Annotated in this window: 16 protein-coding genes; 7 read left to right on the forward strand and 9 right to left on the reverse strand. The window is 39.6% G+C overall.

Translation table 11 applies throughout. The features are described from left to right. The first annotated feature begins 5 nt into the window (after nucleotides 1-5). The 7 genes from M9C82_00240 (at nucleotide 6) to M9C82_00270 (ending at nucleotide 5661) form a co-directional block, all read left to right on the forward strand. Complete coding sequence (locus M9C82_00240) at nucleotides 6-644, forward strand: cytochrome c4 (protein ID URQ73599.1); 639 nt, start codon at nucleotides 6-8, stop codon at nucleotides 642-644. After that, nucleotides 625-1248, forward strand: a complete 624-nt coding sequence (locus M9C82_00245) for a thiol:disulfide interchange protein DsbA/DsbL (GenBank protein URQ73600.1) — start codon at nucleotides 625-627, stop codon at nucleotides 1246-1248. Before M9C82_00240 ends, M9C82_00245 begins: the two co-directional genes overlap by 20 nt. A gap of 2 nt (nucleotides 1249-1250) precedes the next feature. Further along, nucleotides 1251-2075 carry a CoA ester lyase gene (locus M9C82_00250; protein URQ73601.1) on the forward strand — a complete coding sequence of 275 codons (825 nt, stop codon included), beginning with the start codon at nucleotides 1251-1253 and terminating at the stop codon, nucleotides 2073-2075. Nucleotides 2076-2077: 2 nt separating this feature from the next. Continuing rightward, nucleotides 2078-2593 carry a MaoC family dehydratase gene (locus M9C82_00255; protein ID URQ73602.1) on the forward strand — a complete coding sequence of 172 codons (516 nt, stop codon included), beginning with the start codon at nucleotides 2078-2080 and terminating at the stop codon, nucleotides 2591-2593. Between the two features lie 3 nt (nucleotides 2594-2596). Continuing rightward, nucleotides 2597-3787, forward strand: coding sequence for a CoA transferase (locus M9C82_00260; GenBank protein URQ73603.1), 1191 nt, complete (start codon nucleotides 2597-2599; stop codon nucleotides 3785-3787). Nucleotides 3788-3878: 91 nt separating this feature from the next. Next, entirely contained in the window at nucleotides 3879-4952 is a 1074-nt protein-coding gene (locus M9C82_00265; protein ID URQ73604.1) for a class I SAM-dependent methyltransferase, read from the forward strand. A 97-nt stretch (nucleotides 4953-5049) separates the two neighbouring features. Next, nucleotides 5050-5661 carry a pseudoazurin gene (locus tag M9C82_00270; GenBank protein ID URQ73605.1) on the forward strand — a complete coding sequence of 204 codons (612 nt, stop codon included), beginning with the start codon at nucleotides 5050-5052 and terminating at the stop codon, nucleotides 5659-5661. On the opposite strand, the gene M9C82_00275 is transcribed toward M9C82_00270, so the two are convergent. From M9C82_00275 to ahcY, 9 genes are all read right to left on the reverse strand, one after another. After that, nucleotides 5656-6354 (reverse strand): HAD family hydrolase, encoded by a 699-nt coding sequence (locus M9C82_00275; protein URQ73606.1) that lies wholly within the window; start codon nucleotides 6352-6354, stop codon nucleotides 5656-5658. The two genes, M9C82_00270 and M9C82_00275, sit on opposite strands and share 6 nt — an antisense overlap. A 3-nt stretch (nucleotides 6355-6357) precedes the next feature. Next, nucleotides 6358-7242, reverse strand: a complete 885-nt coding sequence (xerC, locus tag M9C82_00280; GenBank protein ID URQ73607.1) for a tyrosine recombinase XerC — start codon at nucleotides 7240-7242, stop codon at nucleotides 6358-6360. After that, a complete protein-coding gene (locus tag M9C82_00285; GenBank protein ID URQ73608.1) occupies nucleotides 7235-7921 on the reverse strand; it encodes a DUF484 family protein in 687 nt (228 codons plus the stop codon). The genes xerC and M9C82_00285 overlap by 8 nt, the downstream gene beginning before the upstream one ends. Then, nucleotides 7918-8733, reverse strand: a complete 816-nt coding sequence (dapF, locus tag M9C82_00290; GenBank protein ID URQ73609.1) for a diaminopimelate epimerase — start codon at nucleotides 8731-8733, stop codon at nucleotides 7918-7920. The genes M9C82_00285 and dapF overlap by 4 nt, the downstream gene beginning before the upstream one ends. After that, nucleotides 8734-9954 carry a diaminopimelate decarboxylase gene (lysA, locus tag M9C82_00295; protein ID URQ73610.1) on the reverse strand — a complete coding sequence of 407 codons (1221 nt, stop codon included), beginning with the start codon at nucleotides 9952-9954 and terminating at the stop codon, nucleotides 8734-8736. Further along, nucleotides 9941-10057, reverse strand: coding sequence for a lipoprotein (locus M9C82_00300; protein URQ73611.1), 117 nt, complete (start codon nucleotides 10055-10057; stop codon nucleotides 9941-9943). Before M9C82_00300 ends, lysA begins: the two co-directional genes overlap by 14 nt. 66 nt (nucleotides 10058-10123) lie before the next feature. After that, nucleotides 10124-11218 (reverse strand): NADH:flavin oxidoreductase, encoded by a 1095-nt coding sequence (locus M9C82_00305; GenBank protein ID URQ73612.1) that lies wholly within the window; start codon nucleotides 11216-11218, stop codon nucleotides 10124-10126. A 2-nt stretch (nucleotides 11219-11220) separates the two neighbouring features. Then, complete coding sequence (gene argH / locus M9C82_00310; GenBank protein URQ73613.1) at nucleotides 11221-12606, reverse strand: argininosuccinate lyase; 1386 nt, start codon at nucleotides 12604-12606, stop codon at nucleotides 11221-11223. Next, nucleotides 12606-13985 (reverse strand): adenosylhomocysteinase, encoded by a 1380-nt coding sequence (gene ahcY, locus M9C82_00315; protein URQ73614.1) that lies wholly within the window; start codon nucleotides 13983-13985, stop codon nucleotides 12606-12608. The genes argH and ahcY overlap by 1 nt, the downstream gene beginning before the upstream one ends. Nucleotides 13986-13987: the final 2 nt, after the last annotated feature.

The raw sequence follows: 13987 nt of genomic DNA on the forward strand, positions 1-13987 counted from the left end.
AAATAATGTACAGAAACTTCTTTTTAATAAGCCTTATTTTATTGTCGTCCAACCTTATTTACTCAGCGAGTGAAGAAGTAGAGGTCAAAGCAGTAAAAAGAGGCGACCCCATGGCTGGTTCTGAACTAGTTGCAACTTGTACCGGTTGTCACGGCGCGGATGGAAATAGTGTTGTGGGTCAGTGGCCAACACTTGCCGGACAAAGAGAAAGTTATACTTTGGCACAATTGATTCATGTACAAAAAGGCGAGCGCATGATCGAATCAATGATGGGACTTCTTGATAATTACTCAGAGGATCAACTAAGAGATATTGCAGCATATTATGCTGCGCAAGATACTAAAGTTGGTCAGGCCGATAGTACCAACTTTGAATTGGGGCAAAGAATCTATCGAGCTGGAAATTTATCTGGAGGAGTGCCTGCCTGTACAGGATGTCACGGACCTCAAGGAAAAGGGGTGGAATCAGCTGGGTATCCTAAATTGAGTGGCCAAAAAGCTGAATACGTGGTCACAAGTTTAGTGGCTTATAAAACTGGGGAGCGAGTGCACAGTAGCAATGCAAAAATTATGCAGGGAATTGCTGCCCGATTAACTACTGAGGAAATCAGAGCGGTGGCAAATTATGTATCCGGACTTTATTAAAAAAACTTCTTTAATTATATTTATAACCTTATTTGCCTCTCTGGGGTTTACCGAAGACTATCAAGAAGGCAGACACTACCAACTAATTGAGCCACTGCCAACAAGGGATTCGGAGAAAATTGAGGTAATAGAATTCTTTTGGTTTGGATGCGGTCATTGTTTTAGTCTTGAAGCATTGCTCGGTGATTGGAAGTCAGAAGCAAGCCAAGACGTAGATTTTTTTAGACTCCCAGTTGTATGGAATTCACAAACCAAAACTCACGCTAAATTATTTTTCGCCGCAGAAACTTTAGAAGTTCCAGAAGCAATAGGTGGAATTTTCGGAGCAATTCACTACAGTAGAAAAATGATGACTTCTGACAAAGAAGTAATACCTTTTTTTCAAGGATATGGGGTTGATGAGGAGCAATACTTGGCTGTGACTAACTCATTTGGATTGAAAAATAATTTAAGAAAAGCCGAGTTATTTGCCTTTAAATACGGTATAAAGGGCGTCCCTGCATTTATTGTGAACGGGAAGTACAAGGTTTCTGCGACTAGAGAACTTGGTACGGAAGAGCTTTTAGATGTAGTGGATTATTTAATCGCTAAAGAAAGAAGTTAGTAATGAGTAATTTTAGATCCAACCTGTTTATTCCAGGGCATACCTTAGACCGTCTAGAAAGAGGGCAAAAAAGCAATGCAGACGCGATCATTGTGGATTTGGAGGATGGTTGTCCAGAAGCAGAAAAACTTGTTGCTAGAGAAACTTTAATCGAGTTGCTCAAAGAAAATACTTTTACCAAGCCTTTATTCGTTCGCGTAAATGATGCGATGGAATCAATCGGGAGAGAGGATATAGATTCTATTTCTCCATATCAAGAACAAATCGAGGCAATTATTTTGCCTAAAACTCAAAGTTTCGATTTTCTAGCCACACTTGCTCCAATGATAGATTTCAAAAATAAATTAGTGCCTTTGATAGAGACTTCTAGAGCTATAGAAACCGTTACTCAAATTGCCGCCTTTAAAGACGTAGTGGGATTATTTTTTGGAGCTGCGGACGCCTCTGCTAGTTTGGGTTGCAAATTAGCATGGGAACCACTGTTGTATGCAAGACAAAGAGTTGTGCTTGCGGCATCGATGTTTAATCTTTTCACGATAGACGCACCATATTTCTACATTGATAAAATGGCCGGCTTGAAAGAAGAGGCAGAGAAAGTAAAAAATTTAGGTTTCACTGGTAAAGCCGCTATTCATCCAGATCAAATCGATCACATTAATGAAGCTTTTTCTCCTTCTGCAGAAGAAAAAGAAGAAGCAAAAAAAGTTTTAGAGGAATATCAAAAATCAGGTGGTGGCGCCATTAAAGTGGATGGCCAGATGATCGACGAGCCAATCGCTGAAGCAATGCGTTTGAAAATTACTCTTGGAGAAGAAGAGAAGGACTAAAAATGGCTGGGACAAAAGATCTAGGTGACGGAAGATTCAGAGAATCTCACGGCCGATATTTTGAAGATTTTGAGGTTGGGCACGTTTATGAACATCGGCCTGGTAGAACCATCACACAGTCAGATAATACTTGGTTCACTTTACTTACCATGAATACCCATCCGCTTCATTTCGACGAGGAATATGGGAAGGCAACTGAATTTGGTCAGACTTTAGTCAATAGTACTTTTACGGTTGCTACGATGGTTGGCATGAGTGTTAGCGACGTTAGTCAAAAGGCCATTGCGAATTTGGGTTGGACTGACATCGTTTTACCCAAACCCTTATTTGTGGGCGATACGCTTTATGCTGAATCCGAAGTGGTAGAAAAGAGACTTTCAGAATCAAGGGAAAACTGTGGGATAGTAACCGTGAAAACTACCGGCAAGAATCAGAATGGCGAGATCGTTGCTACTTTTCTAAGATCCGCGTTAATTCCTACTCGAGGAAATGCGGTAGACGATAAAATTAATTACTAATTTATGTCAGCGCCTCTAAAGGACATTAAAGTTTTAGACTTGACCCACATGCTTGCAGGGCCTTATGCGAGTATGATCATGGCTGATTTGGGAGCTGAAGTTGTAAAAGTTGAGCCACCTGGGAAGGGAGAAATAACCAGAGGACTCTACAAAGACGATCCAGATTATTCATTGGATGGAGTCAGTCCATATCACATCACTCTGGCAAGAAATAAAAAGAGTCTTACATTGGATTTAAAACAGCAAAAAGGAAAAGATATTTTTTATGAATTAGTAAAAAAATTTGATGTCGTTTTGGATAATTTCAGTTCCGGGGTAACCGAACGACTGGGGATAGATTTTGATCAGCTAAAAATTCACAATTCAAAAATAATCACTTGTTCGATCAGCGGTTTTGGAAAAGGCGAAGCGGATCGACCCGCTTACGACCAAATCCTACAAGCTTATGGAGGGGGCATGTCCATCACAGGTGAAAATGAAGATCATCCGGTCAGAGCCGGTGTTCCAATTGCAGATCTGTCATCCGGTATGTTCAGTATCATTGGAATTTTAAGCGCTTTGCAAAAAAGAGATCGAGAAGGTGTTGGAGATCATATCGACATCTCCATGTTGGATTGCCAGGTAAGCTTACTTACTTACATGGCTACTATGAACAAAATCTCTGGAATTGAACCTAAGCCAATTGGCAATCAACATTTTTTACACGTCCCTTACAATTCTTATAAAACTTCAGATGGGTTTATTATTATCACCGTAGTGCATGAAGATTTTTGGCCTAATTTAGTTGAGGCCCTTGATTTAGAAGAATTTTCAGGAGAGCAATACAAAACAGTCCAAGGCAGACTTGCAGCAAGAGCTGAGATTGATCAAGCAATTGCAGTGAGGCTTTTAGAAAAACCAAGCAAGTTCTGGTTAGAACTTTTGGCAAAGCATAGAGTTCCATCTGGACCCATCAATTCGATGAGTGACGCTCTGGAAGATCCTTTGATTAAAAAAAGAAACATGGTCGTCGACTTAAAACAGCCTTCTGGATCAATCGCTAAGGTTCCTGGAAATCCAATTAAATTAGATAGTTTTGAGGAAGATTACAAACCGGCTCCCGAGTTAGGAAATAATACCGACGAAGTTTTATTAAATTATTTAGAGTTGGATGCAAAACAACTGGAACAGCTAAAAAAAGAAAAAATTATTTAATTTTTTTCCAAAAATTCCCTTTTTCGACTTTAAATCATTCTTATTATGATTTACTGTATTTTCATAAGAAAAAAATACTAAGGAGAGTCTTATGGAAGAACAAACTACTGTAAATCATGACAAATTAATGGCACTTTTTGGCAGCGTTTTTAACGACGTTGCAGGATCGGTCGCAATTATGATGTCGTATATCGGCGATCAAACCGGTGTCTATCGTGCCATGGACAAACTAGGACCATCGTCTGTAGCTTCAATTGCTGAAGAGGCAAAAGTCGATGAACGCTATCTTAAAGAATGGTTGGCTTCAAATGCGGCGAGAGGATATGTACATTTTAATGCCGAATCAGAGGAATTCAGCTTAACTCCTGAGCAAGCAGCAGTCTTCGCACGAGAGAGCGAACCAACTTGTATCCAAGGATTGATTCAAGGGGTAGTGGGTCAATTTGTTAAAGAAGATATTGCCATCGACGTTTTCAAAACTGGTAGAGGCAGACCATGGGGCGAGCATCACGAGTGTTGTTTTTGTGGAACAGAGAGATTTTTCCGACCTGCTTATGCAAGTCATTTACTCGAAGAATGGATTCCTGCGTTAGAAGGAGTTGAAGATAAATTAAAAATGGGAGCAAAGGTTGCAGACATTGGCTGTGGACTTGGAACCTCCTCAATTCTAATGGCTGAAAAATATCCTAATTCAACCATTCATGCGTTTGACTTCCACGGTCCATCAATTGAAGAAGCCAAAAAAAGAGCAGCAGAAAAAGGTTTAGCTAATTTAGAATTCTTTGTTTCAGATGCTGCAGAAATTCCAAAAAATGATTATGACTTGGCATGTATCTTTGATGCTTGGCATGACATGGGTGATCCAGTTGGAATTGCTTCTGGAATAAAGGATGTTTTGTCCAGTGACGGAACCTTTATGGTAGTCGAGCCCATGGCCCTAGATGGAATGGCCAACAATATTGCCAACAATCCGGCTTCTGGAATGATGTATGGGTTTGGTACTTTAGTCTGTGTACCTGCTTCCAGAGCTCAAGACGTTGGCTTGGGTTTAGGTCCACAAGCAGGACCAAATAAATTGATGGAGCTTTTGTCGGAGGCTGGCTTTGGAACAGTAAACTTGGCTGCTAAAACTACCAATAATTTAGTTTTGCAAGCAAGAGCTTAATTTCCAACTAGCCTTTTGCATATCTAAATATCCTTTGTATCTAAGCCATTTGAAAAGTTTTTATTTCAGATGGTTTTAGATATACTCCAGTCGAAATATGTTGAAATTTAATGCATTAATCTTAACTTTAATCCTTAGCACAGGACTTCTTTCTCAGGGAATAGACATGAGAGACGAAGCAATTGAAGCGAGAATTAAGCCGTTAGCCAACGTTTGCATGCAAGACGATGACTGTGGCATAGCTTCCTCAGGCCCTGGGTATAAAGTTTCATTGATTAAAACTAGCACATCTGCCGAACCCGCTGCTAGTGGAAGCGACAATGAACACATTGTTCAAATGCTTAATGCAGGTTCAGACGGTGTAATGGTTTTTGAACCAGCCGCATTAAAGATCAAAAAAGGCGATACCGTAGTTTTCAAATCAGTCGATCCAGGTCACAACACTGCGTCTGCGCCAAATTTAATTCCAGCAGGTGCCTCTTCATGGGAAAGTACCCAAGGGCAAGATTTCTCAATTACTTTTGATACCGAAGGAGTTTACGTCTACCAATGCACGCCTCATTTAGTGATGGCAATGGTAGGTTTAATTCAGGTCGGCGAAGCAACCAACATGGCTGAAATCAAGGCTAATTTGGGTGGCTTTGAAGCGTTGATTGCTTTAAATCAAGATAGATTGGGCAAGTATTTTTCTCAATTAGAAAGCTTATAAACTGAGAAATCTTTCTTCTAATTCCTTCCAATTTTTAACTTCTGGGACCTTTAAAGTCTCTTTATGCTCCCAATCTTTTTCGAGAGCATTCATCCAGATGGCTTGCATGCCAGCTTCTACAGCACCTTCGACGTCATTTACTGGATGATCTCCAATGTGACAGATTTCCTCTGGCAGTACCCCAGCTAATTTAACCGCTTCATCAAAAATTTTTCTTCCCGGTTTACTCTCATTCACCATTTCTGCATTGACATAAAAATCAAAAAGGTGATCAATTTTTAAAGTTTTAATATCTGCATTGCCATTAGTTATCACACCAAGAATGTAACGATCCTTTAATTTTTCAAGAGCACTGAGGACACCATCGAAGTAGACGACCTTGTGCCTCTCATCCAAGAAGATTTCAAAAGACTTTTCCGCAAGTTTTTTTGCTTCATTTGAATCAACGTTGTTTTCCACCAATAGTTCGTAGATTACTTTTTTTCTTAATTCGGATAGACGATTAGCTAAATTAGGCTCTGCTTGAACTAATTTTTTCCACATTTTTCTCTCTTCGCTTGAAAACAATACGCTCTGCATTTGCGGATGCTTAGCAATCAAATAATCGTTAGAAGTTTTATGCGCATGCATAATGACGTCAAACAACGGCCAAAGTGTGTCGTCCAAATCAAAGGTAATGGCTTTTATTTTCATCGGTTAATCTCCTTTGGCGTGTGGATGACTTTGATCATAGACTTTGGCTAGGTGTTGAAAGTCTAATTTGGTATATATTTGAGTCGTTGAAAGATTTTCGTGTCCGAGTAGCTCTTGCACTGCTCTGAGGTCTCCGCTCGACTCGAGAATATGTGATGCAAATGAGTGTCTAAGCATGTGTGGATTCACGTATGGAACTCCCATTTTTTCGCTCATCTTTTTTAAGATGTTTTGCACCGATCTTGCGCTGATTCTACTTCCGGATTTATTGATAAAAACCGCTTGCTCTGAAGTTTTAAGCTTTTCTATTCTTTGCGTGTACCAATCTTTCAAAGCATTAATGGCTAAACTTCCAACCGGAACCTCTCTTTCTTTTTGACCCTTACCTAAAACACGGCAGATTCTATTTTCTAAAGAGATGTCGGCCATATCCAATTGGCACAGTTCAGATAGTCTCAAACCTGACGAGTATAATAATTCAGCAATGGCTTTGTCTCGAAAGTCACCCCACGAGTTAGGTTTGAAATCTAGTAATCTATTGACCATGTCTGCATCCATCGCTTTGGGTAAAAGCGAGCTTAGCTTGGGTGCGTTTATTCCGGCGGTGGGATCATTTGTGGTGAGCCCTTCGTTTCTTAGAAATTTGTAAAAACTTCTCAGAGAGGATAACAATCTAGCCAAACTCCTTGGACTTGTACCATTTCGCCTCACTTGACTGATGAAATCCCTAACGTCGTGTTGGGTCAGATCAGACCAACTTTTAAAATTCTTTTGCTGACAAAAGATTTTAAATTTTCTCAAATCAGCCGAATAATTTTTGACTGTGTGCTCAGAATAATTCCTCACTTGTCCTAAGAAATTTACAAACAATTTTAATTCTTTATCCATCGGTGGCAGGGAGAATTTTATCGATTTGATTACTGAATACAGATATCACAAATTCCAAAAATAGAGTTTCACTATCTTTTGGGAATTTACCTAGTTCACTACTTCCCAAAGCTAAAGTTCCTGCAATTTTTGAGGACTTTAATTTTCCGATAGCCGCTTCTTTGATATTTGCCTTGGCTCCAAAAACTATTCCAGACACCTCGTTCGTTACTCCGCCAAGCGCTATGTCATTTTCTTTGAAAAGGTCTGAAAAAATTGAAGTCGCTATTTCCGGCGTAACTATTTTCTCTGAATCAAGTCCGTAAGAACCGTCAGGTGTAAAAAAATAAATCTTGCAGATTTCCGTTTTCAATTCTTCGTGAAAGAAGACTTCTACTGCAGTAGCTAAACTATTGAGAGAGGTTTCGGAAATCATTTGCAACACAAGGTTTTGAATTTTAATGAAGAGATTTTGGTTGTGTTCAGCATTTTCTAAAAATTGACTCAACTTACTGCTCACGTCAAGATTTTTAGTTTTGATGATTTCTACTTGCTTTTCTATCAATGAGGTTGCTTCGCCACTGGCATGTTTTATTTCTAAAATTTCCAGGATCTCAGGATGAGAAATAAAAAAATTTGGGTTCTTCTCTAAGAAATCAAGTACATCAGAATCGGTAATTTTTTTCTTGAAGATGCTCACAAACTTATTTTAATACTTTTTTCTTTGTAAGTTGCTCCGCCCGTGAGCTTGAAACTATTTTCTTCCAGATAGACATCCACGAGCAAGTGACCTTTATTAAAATTCACTTTGGTTGGGGAATTAAGAAGACCATTTTTTACCCCGCACAATGCCGCAGCACAGGCGCCACTGCCGCAAGCTAGAGTTTCACCAACTCCTCTTTCAACCACTCTCAAATCAATTTCGTTAGACTCAACCACAGAGACGAAACCAACGTTTACTCCTTTTTGATAGATGTCTGATTCTTGGAGAGCAGCACCAATTTCTGGAATTTTTTCAGAATCAACTTCTTGAAAAATTACCGCATGAGGATTACCAACGGCTACTGGTTCAAAACAAATAGTCTTTCCCTCAAAATCAAATTCTAACTTAGATGTGTCAGCAATATCGCAACTAGCTTTTGCAAAGCTGAAATCTTTCATTTCCACAGAAAAAAGTGCATCGTCAGTTTTAGTAATTTTTGCAAGACTTTTTTCTAATTGCAGAAGCAAATGATTTTCTGAAACTAAATTTTCATCGAATGCGTAAAGAGCGACGGCACGAACTCCGTTGATACAATTCTCAGCCAAGCTTCCATCAACGTTATAAATTTTTAATTTTAAGTCGGCGCTTTTATCTGTCGGTGGCTCAATCAATAAGAGTTGATCAAAATTAAATTGTTCCAAGCACTTTTTAATAATATTAGGCTCTTCATCTGGATTAACACTTTGTGAGACGGCATCGACAACGATGAAGTCATTGCCTAGAGCTTCCATTGTCTGGATTTCCAGCATTTAAATTTCCTCGAGTCTGATTAAGTCCTCGAAGGATTCAGCTTTTCTGATGACTTTAAAAGAATCTTTCGAAACTAAGATCTCGGCAGGTTTGGGTCGAGAATTATAATTCGACCCCATGCTTGAGCCATAGGCTCCAGTAGAATAAATAATTAATTGCTCACCAGTTTTCGCATTCAAATTGTGATTTTGACCAAAACTGTCAGCGGTTTCACAAACCGGACCGACCACTTCATAATTTTTAGACTCTGCATTACTGTCTTGAACTTCTTCAATTGTGTGTCTGGCGCTGTAGAGAGCAGGGCGCATTAAATCATTCATTCCAACATCAACGACGAGGAAATCTCTTTGTCCGTTAGTCTTTTCGGTGATTACGGAAGTGACAACTGCTCCAGATTGAGCAACAATGGAGCGACCAGGTTCCATTAGTAAATCGTAGCCTGTGATTTTTTCCTTAAGTTCTTTTACTAACTGAGCAGGATCGTATTGATTCTCTAATTGATAATCAATGGCAAGTCCGCCACCGACGTCAATGTGGTCGACGCTATGACCCAATTTTTTTATTTGTTCAGCAAGTATTTGTAGTTTTTCTGCCAATTCAAAAAATAATTGCGTATCTGTTATTTGCGAACCGATGTGAGCTGAAATTCCTACCAAATTTATTTCTGAAGAAGAATAAGTCTCGGCAATTTCTAACGCTTCAGTTTCTGAAATCCCAAATTTGCAATCAGATTTTCCTGTTTCAATGTAAGGATGAGTATTGGCGGCCATGTTAGGATTAATTCGCAAAGAAATCCTTGGCGATTCTTTTAAGTTTTTAATCAGTTCAACTTCATGCGCCGATTCAATATTGATCGAATAAATGCCTTGTTCAGCAGCAAATTTTAAGTCGCTTTCAGATTTACCAACTCCAGAGAATACAATTTTTTTTGCTTCGGCTCCTGCTTTTAAAGCTCGTTTCAATTCGCCAACAGACACGACATCAAAACCCATGCCTAAATTAGCTAGAACTTTGAGTAAATTTATATTCCCATTGGCTTTGACCGAATAGCAAATCAAATCGTTAGCGTTAGAATTTTGCAAATAAGCGCTAGCAGTCTCGACTAGACTGGCTTTGGAGTATACGTAAAAGGGTGTCGGTATTTTTTCGCAGACTTCTTGTAAAGCCAACTCCTCAATTTTTAGACCCATCGAGTCTTTGGAGAAATTATTCGGACGCATTCTCGGTTCCGTTTTCGTCGGGCAAGGTCAAAGGGCCCTTGATTCCGCAAGCAGAAAAAGTTGAAAGACAAAGAATTACTAAAATCAAACCTATCGATTTCATCGAGTCATTATACTGTACTAAAGTGAAAGAATTTTAGACTAGAAAAAATAGAAATGGTTTAAGCGTTTAAAAATAAACTTCTCGAGCGTATTTTTTTTCGAAAGGAATAATCTCTTCAAAATCTCCAGCTTTAACTTTTTTCACCCACTCTGGATCAGATAACAAAGCTCTCCCGATTGCTACCATGTCGAATTCATCGGCTTCCATTCGCTTCACTAAATCGTCAATTGACTGTGACTCCACAGCATCTTCTCCAGCATAAAGTCCGATAAAATCAGATTTTAAACCGACACTGCCAACAGTAATCGTAGGCAGACCAGTTAATTTTTTCGTCCAACCAGCTAAATTAAGATTTGAGCCTTCGAATTCAGGTTCCCAGTACCTTCTATTACTAGCGTGGAACATATCAATACCTGCTTCCACCAAAGGCATTAAAAAAGTCTTAAGATCTTCTTCGGTATAAGCCAATTTTGCATCAAAGTCTTGTTGTTTCCATTGAGAAAATCTAATTGCCATTGGGAAATCGGAGCCAACTTTCGCTCTTGCTCTTTTAACTATTTCACAAGCAAAAGCTGTTCGCTTGTCGATGGAGCCACCAAAGTTGTCGGCTCTTTGATTCGTGCCTTCCCAGAAAAAATTATCAATTAAATAACCATGTGCTCCATGGAGTTCAACGCCATCAAATCCTAATTCTTGAATTTTTACAATATCGCCGACAAAACATTCGATTAGCATTTCGACATCTTCTGCAGTCATCTCGTGTGCAGCTTTTTTGTCAGCATTGACCAAACCCGAAGGGGTGTAACCGGGCACATCTGGATCTGGAGCCATGCCTATTTTACGAAAGGCACCGACGTGCCACAACTGTGGAAAAATTTTAGATCCTTCTTGATGCACGGCTTCGACAATTTTTTTCCAACCCTCGTCTGCCTTGTCTCTAAAACCGGGAACGTCTGGATAGCCACTAGAAGATGGGTGACTGACTTCCACTCCTTCAGTAATGATTAGACCAACTTCACCAGCGGCTCGACGTTGATAATAATCTCTTACGTTATCGCCTGGTATGCCATTAGGAGATTTGCTTCGTGTCATTGGAGCCATGGCAAAACGATTCGGAATTGTGAGTTTGTTTACGGAAATTGGTTTAAAAAATGCGTCCATGATTAAATTTTTAAAGTTATTTTAGCCTTATCGATTTGTTTTTTCACCTGTGAAGGTGCAGTTCCGCCAATACTTGATTTAGCTGCAATCGAAGACATAGGATCTAAATACTTATAAACGTCTTTTTCAATTTTCGGGGACAATTTTTTAAACTCCTCTAAAGATAATTCTTCAAGCAGTGCGTCTTTTTTCTCTGCCAACTGAACCGCTTTGCCAGTAATGGCATGAGCCGATCGAAACGGAATTCCCTTAAGAACTAAATATTCTGCCAGATCGGTAGAACAAATATGTCCGTCGTAAACATCGTTTAACATTTCATCGGAGTTGAATTTAGCTCCCGCTACCATGGCAGAAGTAATATCAATGGCTTGCAGAATATAGTCGATGGATTGAAAAAGCGGCTTTTTATCCTCTTGGTTGTCACGGTTGTAAGCTAGCGGTTGATTTTTCACCAAACTTAAAAGCGCCATAAGATTTCCAATGGTTTGCGCCGCGCCGCCACGAACTAATTCAGCCATGTCTGGATTTCTTTTTTGTGGCATGATTGAAGAGCCCGTGCAAAGCTCTTCTGGTAATTTCAAATAATTGAATTGAGTCGAAGACCAGATAATAAATTCTTCAGAAATTCTCGATAGATGCACCGCTGTAAGACTAATGTTGAATAACATTTCTGCGATAAAATCTCTGTCACTCACCGCATCGATTGAATTTTGTGTAATTTCTTTAAATCCTAAATCGCGAGCCATTTTTTTTCGGTCCAATTTGAATCGGTTTCCTGCTAGCGCACCTGAGCCAAGCGGTGAGGTACTCAGGCTAGTTTCAGAATTTTGAAAACGGCTCAAGTCTCTTTGAAACATTTCGTAGTAAGCCATTAAGTGATGAGCCAAAGTGATTGGTTGGGCAACTTGTAAATGCGTAAAACCAGGCATCAACGTTTCAACTTCAGGCTCTGCTTTCTGAACCAAAGACTTTAGCAGTTCTATTAAAGCAGCTTTGATGGCTGCCGATTTTTTTAACATGTAAAGCTTAATGTCGGTGACTACTTGGTCGTTTCTTGATCTACCGGTGTGAATTTTTTTAGCCGTCTCTCCAATACTTTTCTCCAGAGCTGCTTCAATATTCATGTGAACGTCTTCAAGGACTTCACTCCATTTGAACTGATTAGTTTCAATCTTTTTTTTGATTTGATTGAGACCAGATTTAATTTTACTGAATTCAGTTTTCGTTAAAATTTTAGCTTTTAATAAAGCTTCGGCATAAGCTAAAGAACCTTCAATATCCTCAAGATAAAAAGTTTTGTCTACTGCTATGGAGTTGGAAAAATTGAGTGCGTTTTTTGCTGTTTCTTGTTTGAATCTTCCGCCCCAAGTGCGATTTTTTTTGACCATTAATATTTGTAACTTTCTGGCTTGTAGGGGCCTTTAACGTCAACGTTGATATAGTCGGCTTGGTCTTTGGTGAGTTTGGTTACAACTCCACCAAATCCTTCGACCATGTATTGGGCCACTTCTTCGTCGAGCTCCATTGGCAGTACCTCTACTTTTAGAAGCTCTTTTTTCTTCTCTTCGTCGTTGATGGTGGCAAAGGCTTGCTTGTAAAGAAACATTTGCGCCAAGACTTGGTTGGCAAAGGAGCCGTCCATAATTCTAGAAGGGTGTCCAGTTGCGTTACCGAGATTAACTAAGCGGCCTTCGGCTAAAAGAACAATGTAATTTTTATCATTGGCTTCTTTGGTTTTTGAGATCTTGTGCACTTGAGGTTTAATTTCTTCCCAATGCCAATGATCGCGCATGTATTGGGTATCAATTTCGTTGTCAAAATGGCCAATGTTGCAAACCATGGTCCCGGATTTGAGATTATCGAGGATGAAGCGATCGCATACATTCACGTTTCCAGTTGCTGTAACTATGACGTCGGTATCTGCTAATAACGCTTTATTGATGCAGTCGTCGCTATTATTGTTTACTCCATCGATGTAGGGTGAAACAACTTCGTAACCGTCCATGCAAGCTTGCATCGCGCAGATTGGATCAATTTCTGAAATTCTAACCACCATGCCTTCTTGTCTTAAACTCATGGCAGAGCCTTTTCCAACATCTCCATAACCAAAAACCAAAGCTTTCCTTCCAGCCAAGAGCATGTCCGTGCCTCTTTTAATGGCGTCATTCAAACTGTGGCGGCAGCCGTATTTATTGTCGTTTTTTGATTTAGTGACCGAATCGTTCACATTAATGGCAGGGACTTTTAATTCTCCTTTTTCAAGCATCTCCCAAAGTCGATGAACTCCTGTAGTTGTTTCCTCAGAAATTCCATGAATGTTGTTCAACATGTCCGGATATTTTTCATGAACCATTGCAGTTAAATCTCCTCCATCGTCAAGGATCATGTTCGCGTCCCAAGGTTTACCGTCTTCCAAAATAGTTTGCTCGATGCACCAATCAAACTCTTCTTCATTCATGCCCTTCCAGGCAAAAACTGGAATTTCAGAAGCTGCGATTGCTGCTGCTGCATGGTCTTGTGTCGAGAATATATTGCATGACGACCATCTTACTGAGGCACCCAAAGCCACAAGAGTTTCTATTAAAACGGCAGTTTGTATGGTCATATGGATACAGCCCATAATCTTGGCACCAGCTAAAGGTTTTGAATCTCCGTATTTTTCACGAAGTTTCATCAAAGCTGGCATTTCTGCCTCGGCTAAAGCAATTTCTTTACGGCCAAAATCAGCAAGATTTAGGTCAGCTACTTTGTAATCTTTAAAACTCATAA

It is taken from the genome of SAR86 cluster bacterium, assembly GCA_023703675.1.
Lineage (GTDB): Bacteria > Pseudomonadota > Gammaproteobacteria > Magnimaribacterales > AG-339-G14 > AG-339-G14.